The organism is Methylococcus capsulatus str. Texas = ATCC 19069, from assembly GCF_000424685.1.
In the GTDB taxonomy this organism is placed as follows: domain Bacteria; phylum Pseudomonadota; class Gammaproteobacteria; order Methylococcales; family Methylococcaceae; genus Methylococcus; species Methylococcus capsulatus.
This window is the reverse complement of the sequence record NZ_KE384224.1, coordinates 48,028-63,695: the sequence shown is the minus strand read 5'-3', so window position 1 is coordinate 63,695 and position 15,668 is coordinate 48,028. Positions and strand designations below refer to the sequence as shown.

Genomic DNA, 15,668 nt, shown 5'->3' with positions numbered 1-15,668 from the left:
AATTTCCCAGCCTTTCCGACCCGAGAGATCCAATGAGCAATCCTATCGCCCGCGCCCTCGTCAGCGTTTCCGACAAGACCGGCTGCGTGGAGTTCTGCCGGGGCCTCGCCGGCATCGGCGTCGAAATCATCTCGTCCGGCGGCACTGCCAGACTGTTGGCCGAACACGGCGTCCCGGCCATCGAAGTCAGCGACTACACCGGCTTTCCGGAGATGATGGACGGCCGGGTCAAGACGCTGCACCCCAAGGTTCATGGCGGCATCCTCGGCCGGCGCGGCATCGACGAGGCGGTCATGGCAGAACACGGCATCCGCCCGATCGACCTGGTCGCGGTCAATCTCTATCCGTTCGAACAGACCGTCGCCCGGCCCGATTGCGACATGGAGACCGCCATCGAGAACATCGACATCGGCGGCCCGGCCCTGATCCGCGCCGCGTCGAAGAATCATGCTTCCGTCGCGGTGGTGGTCGACCCTGCGGACTACGCCGCGGTGCTGGCTGAGCTGGAAGCCTCCGGCGGCGGCCTGTCACACGCCACCCGCTTCGCTCTGGCGGCCAAGGCCTTCCGTCATACGGCCTGGTACGATGCAGCGATCGCCGACTATCTCGATCGCCGCCAAGGGGCTGACGGCTTCGCCGATCCGCTGCTGCTGCGCTTTCGTCGTATCCAATCGATGCGCTACGGCGAGAATCCACACCAGCGCGCGGCGTTTTACCTCGAACCCGGCGCCCCCTCCGGCTGCATCGCATCGGCCCGCCAGTTGCAGGGCAAGGAGCTGTCTTACAACAATATCGCCGATGCCGATGCCGCGCTCGAATGCGTCAAGGGTTTCTTGGATCTCCCCGCCTGCGTGATCGTCAAACACGCCAATCCGTGCGGCGTAGCCGAAGGCACCACCCTGTCCCAGGCCTACGACCTGGCCTATGCCACCGATCCCACCTCCGCCTTCGGCGGCATCATCGCGTTCAACCGGACGCTGGACGCCGAAACCGCCCGTGCCATCGTCGAACGGCAGTTCGTCGAGGTCGTCATCGCGCCCGCGATTGCCGACGATGCCCTGCCCGTTCTGGCCGCCAAGCCCAACGTGCGCGTGCTGAGCACCGGCCCCTGGCCCGCCGAGCCAGCAGCGGAGCTGGATTTCAAGCGCGTCGGCGGCGGCTTGCTGGTGCAGGACAAAGACATCGAACGGGTGACCGGCGAGCGTTTCCGGGTCGTGAGCCGGCGCTCGCCGACGGAACAGGAGCTGATCGACCTCCAGTTCGCCTGGCGGGTGGCCAAATTCGTCAAGTCCAACGCCATCGTCTATTGCAGGGACCGCCGCACGGTCGGCATCGGCGCCGGCCAGATGAGCCGCGTCTACTCCGCCCGCATCGCCGCGCTCAAGGCGCAGGACGAAGGCTTGAGCGTGGCGGGTTCGGTCGTCGCCTCCGACGCGTACTTCCCGTTCCGCGACGGTATCGACGCCGCCGCCGAAGCCGGGGTCACGGCGGTGATCCAACCGGGCGGTTCGGTCAGGGACCCCGAGGTGATCGCTGCGGCGGACGAACACGGCATGGCCATGGTCTTCACCGGCATCCGTCACTTCCGCCATTAGCAGCCGTGAACCCGGCACTGGAATCGCTCCTGGCTGACGCCGACCTGTGCGTCAAATGCGGCCTTTGCTCTCCGCATTGTCCCACCTATCGGCAGACGACCGACGAGAACGAATCCCCCCGCGGCCGTATCGCCCTGATCCAGGGCTGGGCCACGGGCCGGCTGTCTTTGACAGCGGCCTTGCGCGGCCCACTGGACGACTGCCTGCTGTGCCGGAATTGCGAAGCCGTCTGCCCGGCCAAGGTTCCCTACAGCCGGCTCGTGGACCGGTTCCGCGCCGAGACGGGGCAGCGGCGTAAGCCTTTGGCCGCCCGCGCCCTGTCGTCGGCGGTACGGAAAGGACTGCGCCATCCCACGTTGGCGAAGCTGGGACGGCGGATGTTGGATGTGGCGGGTCGCCTGCCGGCCGGCGCTGCCTGGAAATCCCTCCCGCCCTCGGGAAACCCGGAAAGCTGGTACGGCGACCATCCGGCCGCCGGGGACCCTCTCACCCATGCCGGACTGTTCCTGGGCTGCACGGCAGCGGTGGCCGATGCGGCCACGGTGACGGCGATACTCGGACTGTTGCCACGACTGGGGGTTGGCCTCAGCGTACCGCGAAACCAGGTCTGTTGCGGGGCCATGGACCTTCATGCCGGCGACGCGGCAACCGCACATGCGCTGATGTCCCGCAACATCGAAGTCTTCGGGGAACGGCCGCTGGATGCGGTGATCGGCTTCGCCAGCGGCTGCAGTGCGACCCTGTTGGAATACCGCTGCCATTCCGAAACCCGGGCGGCGGAAACCCTTTCTTCGAAGGTACAGGACGTCAGCCGCTTCCTGGCCGATCGCATCCCCGAGGAACGCTGGGATCTTGCGCCGCTGGAGGCCAGGATTTTGGTCCATCATCCCTGCTCGCTGCGCAACGTCTGCAAGACGGAAAGCAGCGTGGAAACACTGTTGCGCCGGATTCCCGGCGCGGAAGTGAAGACCCTGCCCGTCAAAGGGCGTTGCTGTGGCGCCGCCGGGAGCTACATGATCGAGCACCGTCGCATGGCCGAAGCCATCCGCACCGAAACGGTGGACGCCATCTTGGCGCAGTCCCCGGATTACCTGGTGACTTCCAACATCGGCTGCGCCCTTCATCTGCGCGCCGGCTTGCAGGGCCGGGCCGACATTCCGGTGATCCACCCGGTCCAGCTGCTGGCGCGGCTCCAGCGCGTCTGATCCGCTGGAAGACGAAAAACCGGCGCCGCGGCGCCGGTTCCCGGCAAGCCTTTCCTGGCCGACCTCAGCGCCGCAGCTTGTAATTGCGGCCGTAGAAGATTTCCGCCATCTCCCGCTGAAGCTGCTTCTGCACGTGGGCGCGTTCCTCCGGCACCAGCTGGTCCTTGTCGGTCTCGAACAGGTAGTTGTCGAGATTGAAGTCCTTCAGGATCATCTTGGTGTGAAAGATCTTTTCCTGATAAACGTTCACGTCGATCATCTGATAGCGGTCCGCCGTGGCATCGGAGATATAGTTCTGGATCGAGGTGATGTCATGGTCGATGTAATGCTTCTGGCCGCTGATGTCACGGGTGAAGCCGCGCACCCGGTAATCCATGATCACGATGTCCGATTCGAAGCTGTGGATCAGGTAGTTCAGCGCCTTCAGCGGCGAGATGCGGCCGCAGGTGGAGACGTCGATGTCGGCGCGGAAGGTGCTGATACCGGCATGCGGGTGGCTCTCCGGATAAGTGTGCACCGTGATGTGGCTCTTGTTCAGATGCGCCACCACGGCCTCCGGCATCGGGCCGGGCGACTCGGAATTGGTGATGGCCGCCGGAGCCTCGTGCCCTTCCGAGATCAGCATCGTCACGCTGGCACCCTGCGGCTCGTAATCCTGGCGCGCGATGTTCAGGATCTCCGCGCCGATGATGGCGTTGACATCGGTGAGTATCTGAGTCAGACGCTTGGCGCTGTAGGCCTCGTCGATGTACTCGATGTAGCGGCGCTGGCCGGCTTCCGACTTTGCATAGCAAATGTCGTAGATGTTGAAGCTCAGCGATTTGGTCAGGTTGTTGAACCCGTGTAATTGCAGCTTGTTGTCCATCAATTTCCGATATGACCCCGCCAGGAATATCTGCCACAAAAAATTAACGGGCGCTCGCGCCCGCCGAAAATACGCCGCGCTGCTTTGCCAGTCTATCCGTCGGCGATCTCGTAATCGTGGGTGATTTCCGCCGTCTTGCCCAGCATGATCGACGCCGAGCAGTATTTTTCCGCCGATAGCTCGATCGCCCGCTTCACCACCTCCTCCCTCAGGCCCTTCCCCTTGACCACGAAATGGGCGTGAATCCGCGTGAAGACCTTTGGATCGGTCTCGGCCCGTTCGGCTTCGAGCTGGACTTCGCAATCGCGCACGTCGTGCCGCCCCTTCTTCAGGATATGGACGACGTCGAAAGCCGTGCAGCCGCCCATCCCCAGCAACAGCATCTCCATCGGACGCACTCCCAGGTTACGGCCTCCGCTCTCTGGCGCCGTGTCCATCAGCACGGCATGGCCGCTACCGGACTCGCCGAGAAATGCCATGTGATCGACCCACTTGATTCGTGCTTTCATCGTCGAAGTGAAGCATCGTATAAAATTCGGATAGGGTATCACAAACCGTAAAGGAAATAGACCTCAAAGCCGACGTCCCGCGGCAGCTCCCCGAGGCGGCTCGAGGCGCGTTTCCGGCTCGGCGGCATGAGGGAGGCGGGACCATGGAAGCTTTCGCCGCGATTCCCCGGCTCCGGAACGGCGGTGGTCTTGGCCGGTTCCCGTTTATCTTTCAACGGCGTCTCCGGGATAATGGGACTCCGATGTCAATAACGCTCAACGGAAGTGATCTTCGAACCTTCCTTTCCCGACCGCCGATCCATGGATGCCAATGCCTCACCCGTTCTGGAAGAGTTGATCCCAGGCTCACACAAGCTGTACCTGATTTTCGGAGGAATGCGAGGCGCCCTGGGCATCCCTCCCTTCGAGTTCTACGAGAGTGCTCGGATTCTGAACGAAAGCCGGGTGTTCTTCCGCGATCTGTCGCAGACCTGGTACCACGCCGGCCTGCCCGGCATCAGCTCGAACATCCCCGAAACCGTCCGCTACATCGAACGCATCATCGATAAATCGCCGGCGGAGGAAGTCGTCTTCATCGGGAATTCCATGGGCGGGTACGCCGCGATCCTGTTTTCCACGCTGATCGGCCGCGGCAGGGTCGTCAGTTTTTCGCCCCAGACCTTCATCTCCCCGTCCAAGAGAAGGGCATCGGGAGACGGGCGGTGGCGCTCCAGGATACTCCGGACCTACGGCGCGGCACTGTTCAAGCCCAAGTTCTTCGACCTCCGACGGGTCTTGGAAATGGCCACCGGCGACAACCGGATCGACATCTTCGTCTCATCGCTGGACGAGCTGGACGTCATCCATGCAAGAAACCTCGCGCCGTTCGGCAACGTCCGCATCACCGAACGCGAGCTGGGTGGCCATGACTTGGTCAAGCACCTGCGGGACAACGGGGAGCTTCAACTCATCCTCCAGGGATGAGACCATTGCGGCCCTTGGAACGATACATCCGATAACCCGCTCCGACCGGTCCCCGGTCGCCCTGATCCGTGACGAGGAAACGTGATGAGCATACGCGCAGTGTTCTGGGTCGTGACGTTGTGCTGGATTCAGGCGGCCGGTGCCGCGCGGCTGGAGCTGTTTTCGCCCGAGGGAACGGCCAAGGACGTGCGCCAGGTGACGGCGCGATTCTCCGAACCGATGGTTGCGTTCGGCGATCCCCGGCTCGCCGACCCGTTCACGGTGGATTGCCCGGTCCGGGGGCGCGGACGCTGGGCCGAACCCCGCACCTGGGTCTACGACTTCGAAGCCGACCTGCCCGCCGGCCTTGCCTGCCGATTCCGACCGAAGGCGCAGTTGAAGGCATTGAGCGGCGTGCCGGTCGATCTCGCCAGGGAATACCGCTTCGACACCGGCGGTCCGGTGGTGATGGGTTCCTATCCCAGCGAAGGCAGCGAGAACGTCGATGAAAACCAGGTCTTCCTGCTGGCCGCCGCCGCTCCGGCCACGCCGGAAAGCGTCGCCGCCCATGCGCGCTGCCGGATCGAGGGCATGGAGGAGGCGATCGGCGTCGACGTCCTGACCGGTGAGCGACGGGATGCAGTGTTGGCCCAGCGCCGGAAACTGGGCTGGGGCTACACCGACCTGCTCTGGCCGGACGCCGATTTCGATTCGCTCGAACCGGAGGAAATCGAGGCCGGCGAAGCACGGCTGGTGATGGTGCAATGCCGTCGGGCCATCCCGCCGGAGACGAAGGTCAGCATCATCTGGGGCAGGGACATCGCCGCGCCCAGCGGCATCGCGACGACCGAAGACCAGGAACTGAGCTTCAAGTCCCGCCCGAGCTTCACCGCCCGCTTCGGTTGCGAGCGGATCAATGCCGAGGCGGACTGCATTCCGCTCCTGCCGATGTTCCTGCGCTTCGGCGCGCCCGTGCCCGCCGACCAGGCCGCGGCCGTGCGTCTGGTCGATGCCGCCGGCAAGGTCTATCCGGCTGACGGGCTCGACCCGGGCCGCAAACCTTTCGTCGAGGAACTGAGCTGGAAAGGCCCCTTCCCGGAAAAGTCCACACTCCGCATCGAACTGCCCCCGGGGTTCGTCGACGATGCCGGACGTCCTCTGGAAAACGCCAGCCGTTATCCGCTGGAAGTCGAGACCGACGAATATCCTCCTTTGGCCAAATTTCCCGGCGAGTTCGGCATTCTGGAGCTGAAGGAGGGCGGCGTCCTGCCCGTCACCGTACGCCACATCGAGAACCCCATGACCGGCCAACGACTGGCCTCGGGCGGCCCGGCCATCCCCGGCAAGATGAAGCGGGTGGCGTTGAGCGACCAGGACATCGCCGCCTGGATACGCAAGGTGAAGAAAGCCGCCGAACGCCGGGGCGAATCGGTCCAGTTGCCCGACGGCGACACCGAATGGAAGGAACTCACCGGTACCGAATCGGTGTTCGCCGGTACTCCGGCGGAAACTTTCGAACTGCCGCGTGCCGAAGCCCAGAAAGAGTTCGAGGTGCTCGGCATTCCCTTGGAAAACGCGGGCTTTTACGTGGTCGAACTGGCCAGCCCACGGCTCGGCGCCGCTTTATTGGGGGAGGAAAGGCCCCGCTACGTGGCGACCTCGGCGCTGGTCACCAATCTGTCGGTACACTTCAAATGGGGCCGGGAATCCTCGCTGGTCTGGGTGACGACCCTGGATTCGGCCCGGCCGGTGCCGAACGCCGATGTCCGCATCAGCCGCTACTGCAAGGACGAAACGTTGTGGCAGGGCCGGACGGACGAGAACGGCGTGGCGCTCGTCCAGGGCCCGGCCCTGCCCAATCCCTCGGATTCCGGCGAGAGCTGCGACTGGGGCGACGGCCCCCTCATGGTGAGCGCCCGGACCGGGGACGACATGAGCTTCACCTTGAGCAGCTGGGCCAACGGCATTTCGCCGCAGAACTTCGGCCTCCCGGTGGGCTTCTACGGCAACCCGGAAGTCGTCCACTCGGTGCTGGACCGAAGCCTGTTCCGAGCCGGAGAGACCGTGTCCATGAAGCACTTCCAGCGCCTGCGCACGTCCAACGGCTTCGGCCTGCCGGATACCCGCCCCGCGAAAGTAAAGATCCGCCACACCGGCAGCGGCCAGGAATACGAACTGCCGGCCGAGTTCGACGCGCGCGGAATCGCCGAAAATACCTGGACGATTCCGGCCGAAGCCAGGCTCGGCGGTTACGAAATCGTATTCGTCTATGCCGACGGCAGCGAATCCGCCACCTCGGCCGAATTCCGCGTCGAGCAGTTCCGAGTGCCGACCATGCGCGCCGACATCCAGCCGCAGTCCGATGCTCTGATCAACGCCAGGGAAGCCACACTCGACCTTCACGTCAGCTATCTTTCCGGCGGCGGCGCGGCCAATGCGCCGGTCAAAGTCCGCACCCTGGTCGAACCGCGCGCGGTGTCATTCCCCGGTTATCCGGATTTCGATTTCGAGGTGCAGGCCATCGAGGAAGGACTGCGCGACAGTGGTCACAGCGAGGAAGCCGAGAAAACCCCCGGGGCGAGCGGTCCCGCCCAGGTGCTGCCGCTGTCGCTGGACAAGGGCGGCGCGGCGCGGGTGACGGTTCCCAACCTGCCGCGCCAGCACACGCCGCAGGACCTGGTGGCCGAACTCGAATACCAGGATGCCAACGGCGAACTGTTGACCGTGGCCCGCCGTATCCCACTGTGGCCGGCCGGCCTCAGCCTGGGAATCAAGACCGATGGCTGGGTGGCAACCAGAGACCAAGTGCGGTTCCAGGTACTGGCGCTGGATCTGACCGGGAAACCCGCCGTCGGCAAAGAGGTCCGGGTCGACCTGTACTCGCGCACCACTTACTCTCACCGCAAGCGCCTGATCGGCGGCTTTTACGCCTATGACGACAAGACCGAAGTCAAACGCCTCGGCAGGGAGTGCAAAGGCAAGACCAACGATCAGGGCCTCCTCCTCTGCGTCCTCGCTCCCGGCGTATCCGGCGAAATCCTGCTCCAGGCCACGGCCGACGACGGCACCGGCAACCGGGCGCTGGGCACGGCTTCGATCTGGGTCGCCAGTGAGGACGAATGGTGGTTCGAGAACGGCCCCAGCGACCGCATGGACGTGATTGCCGAGAAACGCGCCTACGAGCTGGGCGACAAGGCCCGCTTGCAGGTGCGCATGCCGTTCCGCGAAGCCACGGCTCTGGTGACGGTCGAACGGGAAGGCGTCGTCGACAGCTTCATCACCCCTCTGTCCGGCCGCTCTCCGGTGGTCGAAGTGCCCATCAAGGAAGCCTACGCGCCCAACGTGTTCGTCTCCGTGCTGGCCGTGCGGGGTCGGGTGGGGCCGGTGCAGACCTGGATCGCGGACATGGCCCGAAAATTCAAGCTGCCGTGGCAGCCAGACGGCGGCAAGGCCACGACGATGATCGACCTGAGCAAGCCTGCCTACCGCATGGGGCTCGCCCAGATCGACGTGGGCTGGGCACCCAACCGGCTCGACGTGAAAGTGCAGGCCGACCGGGACAGCTACAAGGTCCGGGAAACCGCCAAGGTGAAGGTGACGGTACAGCGGGCCACGGGCGGCGCGCCGGCCGACGCCGAGATCGCCTTGGCGGCCGTCGACGAGGGGCTGCTCGAGATCAAGCCCAACGAAAGCTGGAACCTGCTGGACAAGATGATGGGCCGGCGCGGAATAGAGGTGCTCACCTCCACCGCGCAGATGCAGGTCGTCGGCAAACGCCACTACGGCCGCAAGGCCGTGCCACACGGCGGCGGCGGCGGCCGCCAGGCGGCGCGCGAGCTGTTCGACACCCTGCTGCTGTGGAAAGGCCGGGTGGCTCTGGACACCAGGGGCGAAGCCGAGATCGAGGTGCCGCTCAACGACTCGCTCACCGCCTTCCGGCTGGTGGCCGTCGCCAACGCGGGCAGCGGCCTGTTCGGCACCGGCAAGACCTCGATCCGCACGACCCAGGACCTGATGCTCTATTCCGGCCTGCCGCCGATGGTCCGCGAAGGCGACCGCTTCCACGCCATCTTCAACGTGCGCAACGCCACCGACCGCAAGATCGCGGGCCGGCTCAGCGCCCGATTGACGCCGAAAGGCGCGGCGGCGGGCCAGGACCTTCCGCCCCGGCCCTTCGAACTCGAGGCCGGCACGGCGGGCGATTTTTCCTGGGAAGTCGACGTCCCGGTCGACGTCGCCGGGCTGGACTGGGAAATCTCCGCCGCGGAAGACGGCGGGGCCGCCACCGACCGGCTGAAAACCTCGCAGCAGGTGCAGCCCGCCGTGCCCGTCCGGGTGTTCCAGGCGACGCTGACCCGCATCGACAAGCCGCTCTCGCTCGCGGTGCAAAGGCCCGAGGACGCCGTGCCGGGCCGCGGCGGCGTGCGCGTCTCGCTGCGCGCCCGACTCGGCGATGGACTCGGCGGGGTGATCGAATACATGACGCACTACCCCTACTCCTGCCTGGAGCAGAAGGTTTCCAAGGCCGTCGCGCTGCGCGACGAGCGCCTATGGAACGAGATCGTCGCCGACCTGCCCGCCTACCAGGATGCCGACGGCCTGTTCCGCTATTTCCCGGGTGACGACATCCACGGCAGCGACGTGCTGACCGCCTATGTCCTGGCGATCGCGCAGGAAGCCGGCTGGGAACTGCCCGAGAATGCCCTGGGCCGGGCCAAGGAGGCGTTGAAAGGCTTCGTCGAGGGCCGTGTGCTGCGCGACTCCGCCCTGCCCACCGCCGATCTCTCCATTCGCAAGCTGGCGGCCGTCGAGGCCCTGGCCCGCTATGAAGAAGCGACGCCGGAGCTGCTGGACAGCATCCGCATCGAGCCCAGGCTCTGGCCCACCTCAGCGGTATTGGACTGGCTGTCGGTATTGCAGCGGGTCGAAGCCATCCCCGATCGCGGCGCCAAGCTCAAGGAAGCGGAACAAACCCTCCGTACCCGCCTCAACTTCCAGGGCACTACCCTGAACTTCTCCAGCGAGAAAAACGACGCCCTCTGGTGGTTGATGATCTCGCCCGACCTCAATGCGGTGCGGGCCGTCCTGGGCGTGATGGAACTGCCTGGCTGGCGCGAAGACATCCCCCGACTGGTGACCGGCGCGTTGGGCCGCCAGACCAAGGGCCGCTGGAACACCACGACGGCAAACGCCTGGGGCCGGCTGGCGATGGAGAGGTTCAGCGAGGCATTCGAATCGGTGCCGGTCACCGGCTACACCGAGGCGAATCTCGGCGCAGTGAAAAAAGGCATGCAATGGACCGAGGAAACCCGGCGCAGCGCCCTGAACCTGCCCTGGCCCGACGGCCCCGGCACGCTGGAGGTGCGCCATCAGGGCACGGGCAAACCTTGGGCCATCGTCCAGAGCCGCGCCGCGATCCCCCTGAAAGAGCCACTGTTCACCGGTTTCTCGATCAAACGAACGGTCACCCCGGTCGAACGGAAGCAGCCCGGCGCCTGGAACCGGGGCGACGTGGCACGCGTCACGCTGGAACTCGACGCCCAGTCCGACATGAGCTGGGTGGTAGTGGACGACCCCATTCCCGCCGGCGCCAGCATCCTCGGCGGCGGCCTGGGACGCGACTCCGCCCTGCTGACCCGCGGCGAACGCCAGACCGGCTGGACCTGGCCCATCTACGAGGAGCGCCGCTTCGACGCCTATCGCGCGTATTACGACTATGTGCCAAAGGGAAAATGGAACATCGAATATACCGTGCGCTACAACAACCCAGGCAGCTTTGAACTGCCACCGACGCGCGTCGAGGCCATGTATGCGCCGGAAATGTTCGGGGAGCTGCCGAATAAGGCTTTGGTGATCGGGGTAGCCCCATGAACCGTCCAGGGAAGGAAACATCGAACTGGCCGATGATTCGAATACCTCGGATCGGACTGCCTCGTACCCACTCGGCCGGCATATTCCTGGCGGGCATTCATCTTCCGTATCACGGCGAATATTACCCGAGGACGATATCGAGGAGTTGACACCGGGATACCGAGGCCGTAATACTGCTATTCATTTATCGGTTATTTACTTCAGGAGAGCAACCTCATGATGCGGATGATACTCATGGTGGCAACGAGCGTCTTATCGGCGTGCGCCGTCGGAGAAAGAATCAACACGGCGGTCACGGGACACACCACGCAATGTATCGATGGCGTCGAATATGTGCAGTTCGCCAGCGGCGCATCGGTGGCATATAGCCCCGACGGCAAAATCAAGACCTGCCGTAATTGATCGGCGTCCCATCCCGAATGAACGGAACCCTCGTTATCCTGCCGGCGGGTTCCTGCCTGGAGCCCATACCACGCAGGTCCGATCATGGCGAAGCGTGGTTGAGGCTGGCCGTGCCAGCCAGCCTCAACGGGGCATCGAATTATAGATACTCTGATCGAGCGTTCTACGCATCTGAGTTCTTATCAACGCATCCTCTTCTTCGTCCGCAGCAGGTCTGCCGCAGTTCGCTTTTTCTTCCAGTTCCGCCTCTCTGGCGAGCTCCTCGTTTTGCCAATACAGGTTGGAAGCCTTCATTTTCCCGCCACATCGCTCCGGCACGACCATCCCGATGGTAAAGCCGTCACATACTCCGTTCTCCGATATCTTTCCAGTGGCCGGGCAAGGATGCGAGCTGAGAAATACCCGGGTTTCGCGCTCCTTCAAGGCGTTGGCCGCCTGTATGTCGATTTCGGACTTCTGTGCCTGTTCGGCACAACCGAGCAATAGCGAAAACCCCAAGACCGCCACCCCATTCTTGACATCGCCTGAGAAACTGCACCTTTCTCCCATCAGATCCCTCCAGTAGATTGCCGCGACGTATCCACAGGACCATGGAATATGCGGGGGGTATACCAAACCCCCTGCGTTTTCAGCCTCCCAGGCTCTCGCCCCTCGCCAATTTGGGCAGACTCCCGTCCAATCCCATCGCATACCTCATCACCAGCTTCTTGGCGGGAGTGATACGTTCGGCGAGGCCGAGGCCGAGATTGCGGACGAAGCGCAGCGGGACGTTGGCGTTGCCGAAGGCGCGGTAGAAGAAATCCATGGCGGTCATCATCAGCAGGTTGCTGTTGCGGCGCATGCTTTCGTATTCGCGCAGCACCGCACTGGAGCCGATGTCGCGGCCGGCACGCCTGGCCTTGGCGAGCACTTCGGCCAGGGCGGCCGCATCGAGCAGCCCGATGTTGACGCCCTGCCCCGCCAGCGGATGGATCATGTGGGCGGCGTCGCCCACCAGGACCGCGCCTTCCTTGTAATAGCGCAAGGCGTGCTGACGTCGGAGCGGGAAGGAGCCGCGGCTGACGATGCTCCTGATCTCGCCCAGTTCGACAGGGAACTCCCGGCCCAGCTCGCTCAGCAGGGCTTCGTCGGGGAGGGAGAGCAGCCATTTCACCCGTTCCGGCGCTTCGTACCACACCAGCGATGCGTTGGGTCCATCGAGCGGCAGGAAGGCCTGGGGTCCGTGCGGGGTGAAACGCTGCCAGGTGAGGTCCTGCTGCGGATAGGCGGTTTCGACGGTGAGCACCAGGGCATGATGCTCGTAGTCCCAACTGCTGACCCCCATGCCGCAGGCTTGACGTGCCTGGGATTGGCCACCATCCGCCGCCACCAGCAGCCGCGCTTCGATCGTGCGACCGTCCTCCAGCCCGATGCGCGAACCCTGCGAGCCATAATCGATCTTGCGGGTTTTGGCCGGACAGAGGAAATCGACGCATGACAATGCCGGGAACCGGTCGATCAGCGCGAGCTGGAGCACCCGGTTTTCGACGATGTAGCCGAGCACTTCCTCGTGGATGTCCTCGCTCGAAAACAGCACGTCGCCGCGGTCTTCCCACACCCGCATCCGCCGGAACGGACAGCAGCGGCGGGAAACGACACCGGCCCAGGCGCCGACCGAGTCGAGGATGCTGACCGAAGCGATGCTGACCGCGGAGACCCGCAGGTCGTGCGGCTGCTCGGGGGAGAAGGCGGGCGGCGGCGCCCCTTCGATCACGGCAACGCGCAGGCCGGTTCCTTCCAGCGCGCAGGCCAGCGTCGCGCCCACCATTCCACCGCCCACGATGGCGATATCGTATCGTTCTGACATTTGATTTTGCTCTTCCGCTGGCGGAGTCCCGATTCAGCGCTTGTGGTTGATCCGGTCGAACTCAGCGAGAAAATTCCTGACCCTTTCTTCGATCGCAGCCTTCGATTGTTCCACCAAGGTGGACTGATCACCGGCGGTAGCGAAAATGAAGTTGCTCTCCCACAGCAGCGCATCGACGTGCTGAGGCACTTCCAGCGGGCTCTTCTCCTTGCCGCCGGACTCGGGATAGAGCTCGGACGACCAGTTCACCGCATGAGCGTAGTGTGCCAGTCCCTGGACTTCGGCCGAAATCGCCGCGGGCTGCTCGCCGGCCGGCGTCGCCGCCAGGTCGACGACGAGCAGCAGCCGTCCCGACATGTGCGGCAGGAAATGCCGGTCGAACGAGCTCTTGGCGATCTGGAATGGAACCTTGTGTTCGGCCATCAGGTTGCCGACATCGGCGTTCACGGCGGTGCAGATGGCCCTGACCGCCGGATTTTCTGCTTCCTCCACCGGACAGTAGAAGATGATTCCCGGCCAGCCCTTCAGACGTTCGAGGTTGGTCTGTTTCATGTGCTCGAGGACCTTTTGCTTCACCGCCGGCGAAATCGAAGCCGTGTCCGGTGAAAAGGTCTGCGGCGCCGCCGGTTCGGGTTCCGCCTGGCCGCTGCCCCATCCGAACATCAGCAACATCGCCGCGGCGAGCTTCAACCGGAACACCGCCCTTTCCGGGCCATTCATGGGGGGATTCATGTACGATTCTCCTGTTTCGATTTTCGGTGGAAGCGATCAAGACTCCTGCGGTCTCATGGTGCATCATGGTACTACCGCGCCGAAAATGTGCGAAATGCCGCGCATGTCCTTTTCGCTTGGGGAGCCACCAATGAGCCATGAACTCCGACTCGACCAGCCCAGCCTGCTGCGTACCCGGTGCCTGATCGACGGCCAATGGGTCGACGCCGACCACTCAAAGACTTTTTCCGTGACCGATCCGGCCACCGGCCGGGTTCTGGCCGATGTCCCTGCCATGGGCGCCGCCGAGACCATGCGGGCGATCGCCGCCGCGGAACACGCCTGGACCGGCTGGCGCGGCAAGACCGCCAAGGAGCGCGCCGCGGTCTTGCGCCGCTGGTACGAGCTGATCCTGAGCCATACCGAAGACCTCGCTCGCATCCTCACCGCCGAGCAGGGCAAGCCACTGACCGAGGCCCGCAACGAGATCGGCTACGCCGCCGGCTTCGTCGAATGGTTCGCGGAGGAGGCTGGACGCGCCTACGGCGAAACCATCCCCTCCCCCGTCCCGGACAAGCGGCTGCTGGTCATCCGCCAGCCCATCGGTGTATGCGCAGCCATCACGCCCTGGAATTTCCCGGCCGCGATGATCACCCGCAAGATCGCGCCGGCCCTGGCCGCCGGTTGCACCGTAGTGGTGAAACCCGCCGAGCAGACGCCGCTGACCGCCCTCGCCCTGGCCGACCTAGCGGTGCAGGCGGGCTTTCCGCCCGGCGTGATCAACGTCGTGACCGGCGATCCGGAAGCGATCGGCGGCGAACTGACTTCCAATCCCTTGATCCGCAAACTCTCCTTCACTGGCTCGACCGAGGTCGGACGCCTCTTGATGGCGCAATGCGCCGCGACGGTGAAGAAAATCTCGCTGGAGCTGGGCGGCAACGCGCCCTTCATCGTGTTCGAGGACGCCGATCTGGATGCCGCGGTCGAGGGCGCCTTGCTGTCGAAGTACCGCAACACCGGCCAGACCTGCGTCTGCACCAACCGCTTCCTGATCCAGGATTCGATCTACGACGCCTTCGCCGAACGCCTCGCAGCCAAGGTGCGCAGGCTCGAGGTCGGCAACGGCCTGGACGAGGGCGTCGTCCAAGGACCGCTCATCGACGAGCAGGCGCTGGCCAAGGTGGAGCGACATATCGCCGACGCCCTGGACAGAGGCGCCCGGGTGCTGGCGGGCGGCGGACGGCACCCCCTGGGCGGACGGTTTTTCCAGCCCACGGTGCTCGTCGATGTCACGCCAGAGATGCTGTGCACGCGCGAGGAAACTTTCGGGCCGGTGGCGCCATTGCTGCGCTTCGGTTCCGAGGAAGAGGCCCTCGCAATCGCCAACGCCACCGAGTATGGACTCGCCGCCTATTTCTACACCCGCGACCTGGCCCGCGCCTTCCGCGTCGGCGAAGCACTGGAATACGGCATGGTCGGCATCAACACCGGCATGCTCTCCTATGACGTCGCACCCTTCGGCGGCGTCAAGCAGTCCGGCATCGGCCGGGAAGGTTCGCACCATGGCATGGACGAATACCTGGAACTCAAATACCTCTGTCTAGGCGGGATGGCGCCATCCGCCTGACCAGGTTCGCAAACCGATCCTCATTGTTGCACGCCACGCCGTATTTCCGGCCCGGCCTGCGCGATAGAATCGGGGTTTCACCGCTTTGACGAGAA

At 64.5% G+C, this 15,668-nt stretch carries 12 protein-coding genes; 6 read left to right on the top strand and 6 right to left on the bottom strand.

Features of this window, described 5'->3' with window-relative positions; genetic code table 11:
• The first annotated feature begins 32 nt into the window (after positions 1 to 32).
• Both purH and H156_RS0111715 read left to right on the top strand, forming a co-directional pair.
• Positions 33 to 1,595, top strand: coding sequence for a bifunctional phosphoribosylaminoimidazolecarboxamide formyltransferase/IMP cyclohydrolase (purH, locus tag H156_RS0111720; RefSeq protein WP_017365211.1), 1,563 nt, complete (start codon positions 33 to 35; stop codon positions 1,593 to 1,595).
• A gap of 5 nt (positions 1,596 to 1,600) precedes the next feature.
• Positions 1,601 to 2,800 carry a (Fe-S)-binding protein gene (locus H156_RS0111715; protein ID WP_017365212.1) on the top strand — a complete coding sequence of 400 codons (1,200 nt, stop codon included), beginning with the start codon at positions 1,601 to 1,603 and terminating at the stop codon, positions 2,798 to 2,800.
• A gap of 64 nt (positions 2,801 to 2,864) precedes the next feature.
• Here H156_RS0111715 and speD read toward each other — a convergent pair whose 3' ends face one another.
• The 3 genes from speD to H156_RS17065 form a co-directional block, all read right to left on the bottom strand.
• Positions 2,865 to 3,665: an adenosylmethionine decarboxylase gene (gene speD / locus H156_RS0111710; protein WP_026045934.1), complete on the bottom strand. Its 801-nt coding sequence runs from the start codon at positions 3,663 to 3,665 to the stop codon at positions 2,865 to 2,867.
• A gap of 92 nt (positions 3,666 to 3,757) precedes the next feature.
• On the bottom strand, positions 3,758 to 4,174 hold the full coding sequence (locus H156_RS0111705) for an OsmC family protein (RefSeq protein WP_010961004.1): 417 nt from the start codon (positions 4,172 to 4,174) through the stop codon (positions 3,758 to 3,760).
• A gap of 38 nt (positions 4,175 to 4,212) precedes the next feature.
• On the bottom strand, positions 4,213 to 4,389 hold the full coding sequence (locus tag H156_RS17065; protein ID WP_017365213.1) for a hypothetical protein: 177 nt from the start codon (positions 4,387 to 4,389) through the stop codon (positions 4,213 to 4,215).
• 85 nt (positions 4,390 to 4,474) lie between these two features.
• On the opposite strand from H156_RS17065, the gene H156_RS0111695 reads away from it, so the two are divergent.
• The 3 genes from H156_RS0111695 to H156_RS17260 all read left to right on the top strand — a co-directional run bounded on the left by H156_RS0111695 (position 4,475) and on the right by H156_RS17260 (position 11,389).
• On the top strand, positions 4,475 to 5,137 hold the full coding sequence (locus H156_RS0111695; protein ID WP_238536852.1) for a lipase family protein: 663 nt from the start codon (positions 4,475 to 4,477) through the stop codon (positions 5,135 to 5,137).
• An 84-nt stretch (positions 5,138 to 5,221) separates the two neighbouring features.
• Positions 5,222 to 10,987, top strand: coding sequence for an alpha-2-macroglobulin family protein (locus H156_RS0111690; protein WP_017365215.1), 5,766 nt, complete (start codon positions 5,222 to 5,224; stop codon positions 10,985 to 10,987).
• 216 nt (positions 10,988 to 11,203) lie between these two features.
• On the top strand, positions 11,204 to 11,389 hold the full coding sequence (locus tag H156_RS17260) for a hypothetical protein (protein WP_017365216.1): 186 nt from the start codon (positions 11,204 to 11,206) through the stop codon (positions 11,387 to 11,389).
• A 123-nt stretch (positions 11,390 to 11,512) separates the two neighbouring features.
• Here H156_RS17260 and H156_RS0111680 read toward each other — a convergent pair whose 3' ends face one another.
• From H156_RS0111680 to H156_RS16105, 3 genes are all read right to left on the bottom strand, one after another.
• A complete protein-coding gene (locus H156_RS0111680) occupies positions 11,513 to 11,938 on the bottom strand; it encodes a hypothetical protein (protein WP_017365217.1) in 426 nt (141 codons plus the stop codon).
• Between the two features lie 79 nt (positions 11,939 to 12,017).
• Positions 12,018 to 13,235, bottom strand: a complete 1,218-nt coding sequence (locus tag H156_RS0111675; protein WP_010961008.1) for a UbiH/UbiF/VisC/COQ6 family ubiquinone biosynthesis hydroxylase — start codon at positions 13,233 to 13,235, stop codon at positions 12,018 to 12,020.
• A gap of 33 nt (positions 13,236 to 13,268) precedes the next feature.
• Complete coding sequence (locus H156_RS16105) at positions 13,269 to 13,967, bottom strand: hypothetical protein (protein WP_238536853.1); 699 nt, start codon at positions 13,965 to 13,967, stop codon at positions 13,269 to 13,271.
• 130 nt (positions 13,968 to 14,097) lie between these two features.
• Here H156_RS16105 and H156_RS0111665 point away from each other — a divergent pair, with 130 nt between their 5' ends.
• Positions 14,098 to 15,573, top strand: coding sequence for an NAD-dependent succinate-semialdehyde dehydrogenase (locus tag H156_RS0111665; RefSeq protein ID WP_017365219.1), 1,476 nt, complete (start codon positions 14,098 to 14,100; stop codon positions 15,571 to 15,573).
• Positions 15,574 to 15,668: the final 95 nt, after the last annotated feature.

Coding starts and splice junctions, on each gene's coding strand:
- H156_RS16105 (WP_238536853.1), bottom strand. CDS start 13,967: ATGAATCCCCCCATGAATGGCCCGGAAAGGGCGGTGTTCCGGTTGAAG.
- H156_RS0111675 (WP_010961008.1), bottom strand. CDS start 13,235: ATGTCAGAACGATACGATATCGCCATCGTGGGCGGTGGAATGGTGGGC.
- H156_RS0111665 (WP_017365219.1), top strand. CDS start 14,098: ATGAGCCATGAACTCCGACTCGACCAGCCCAGCCTGCTGCGTACCCGG.
- H156_RS0111705 (WP_010961004.1), bottom strand. CDS start 4,174: ATGAAAGCACGAATCAAGTGGGTCGATCACATGGCATTTCTCGGCGAG.
- H156_RS17260 (WP_017365216.1), top strand. CDS start 11,204: ATGATGCGGATGATACTCATGGTGGCAACGAGCGTCTTATCGGCGTGC.
- H156_RS0111695 (WP_238536852.1), top strand. CDS start 4,475: ATGGATGCCAATGCCTCACCCGTTCTGGAAGAGTTGATCCCAGGCTCA.
- purH (WP_017365211.1), top strand. CDS start 33: ATGAGCAATCCTATCGCCCGCGCCCTCGTCAGCGTTTCCGACAAGACC.
- speD (WP_026045934.1), bottom strand. CDS start 3,665: ATGGACAACAAGCTGCAATTACACGGGTTCAACAACCTGACCAAATCG.
- H156_RS0111680 (WP_017365217.1), bottom strand. CDS start 11,938: ATGGGAGAAAGGTGCAGTTTCTCAGGCGATGTCAAGAATGGGGTGGCG.
- H156_RS0111690 (WP_017365215.1), top strand. CDS start 5,222: ATGAGCATACGCGCAGTGTTCTGGGTCGTGACGTTGTGCTGGATTCAG.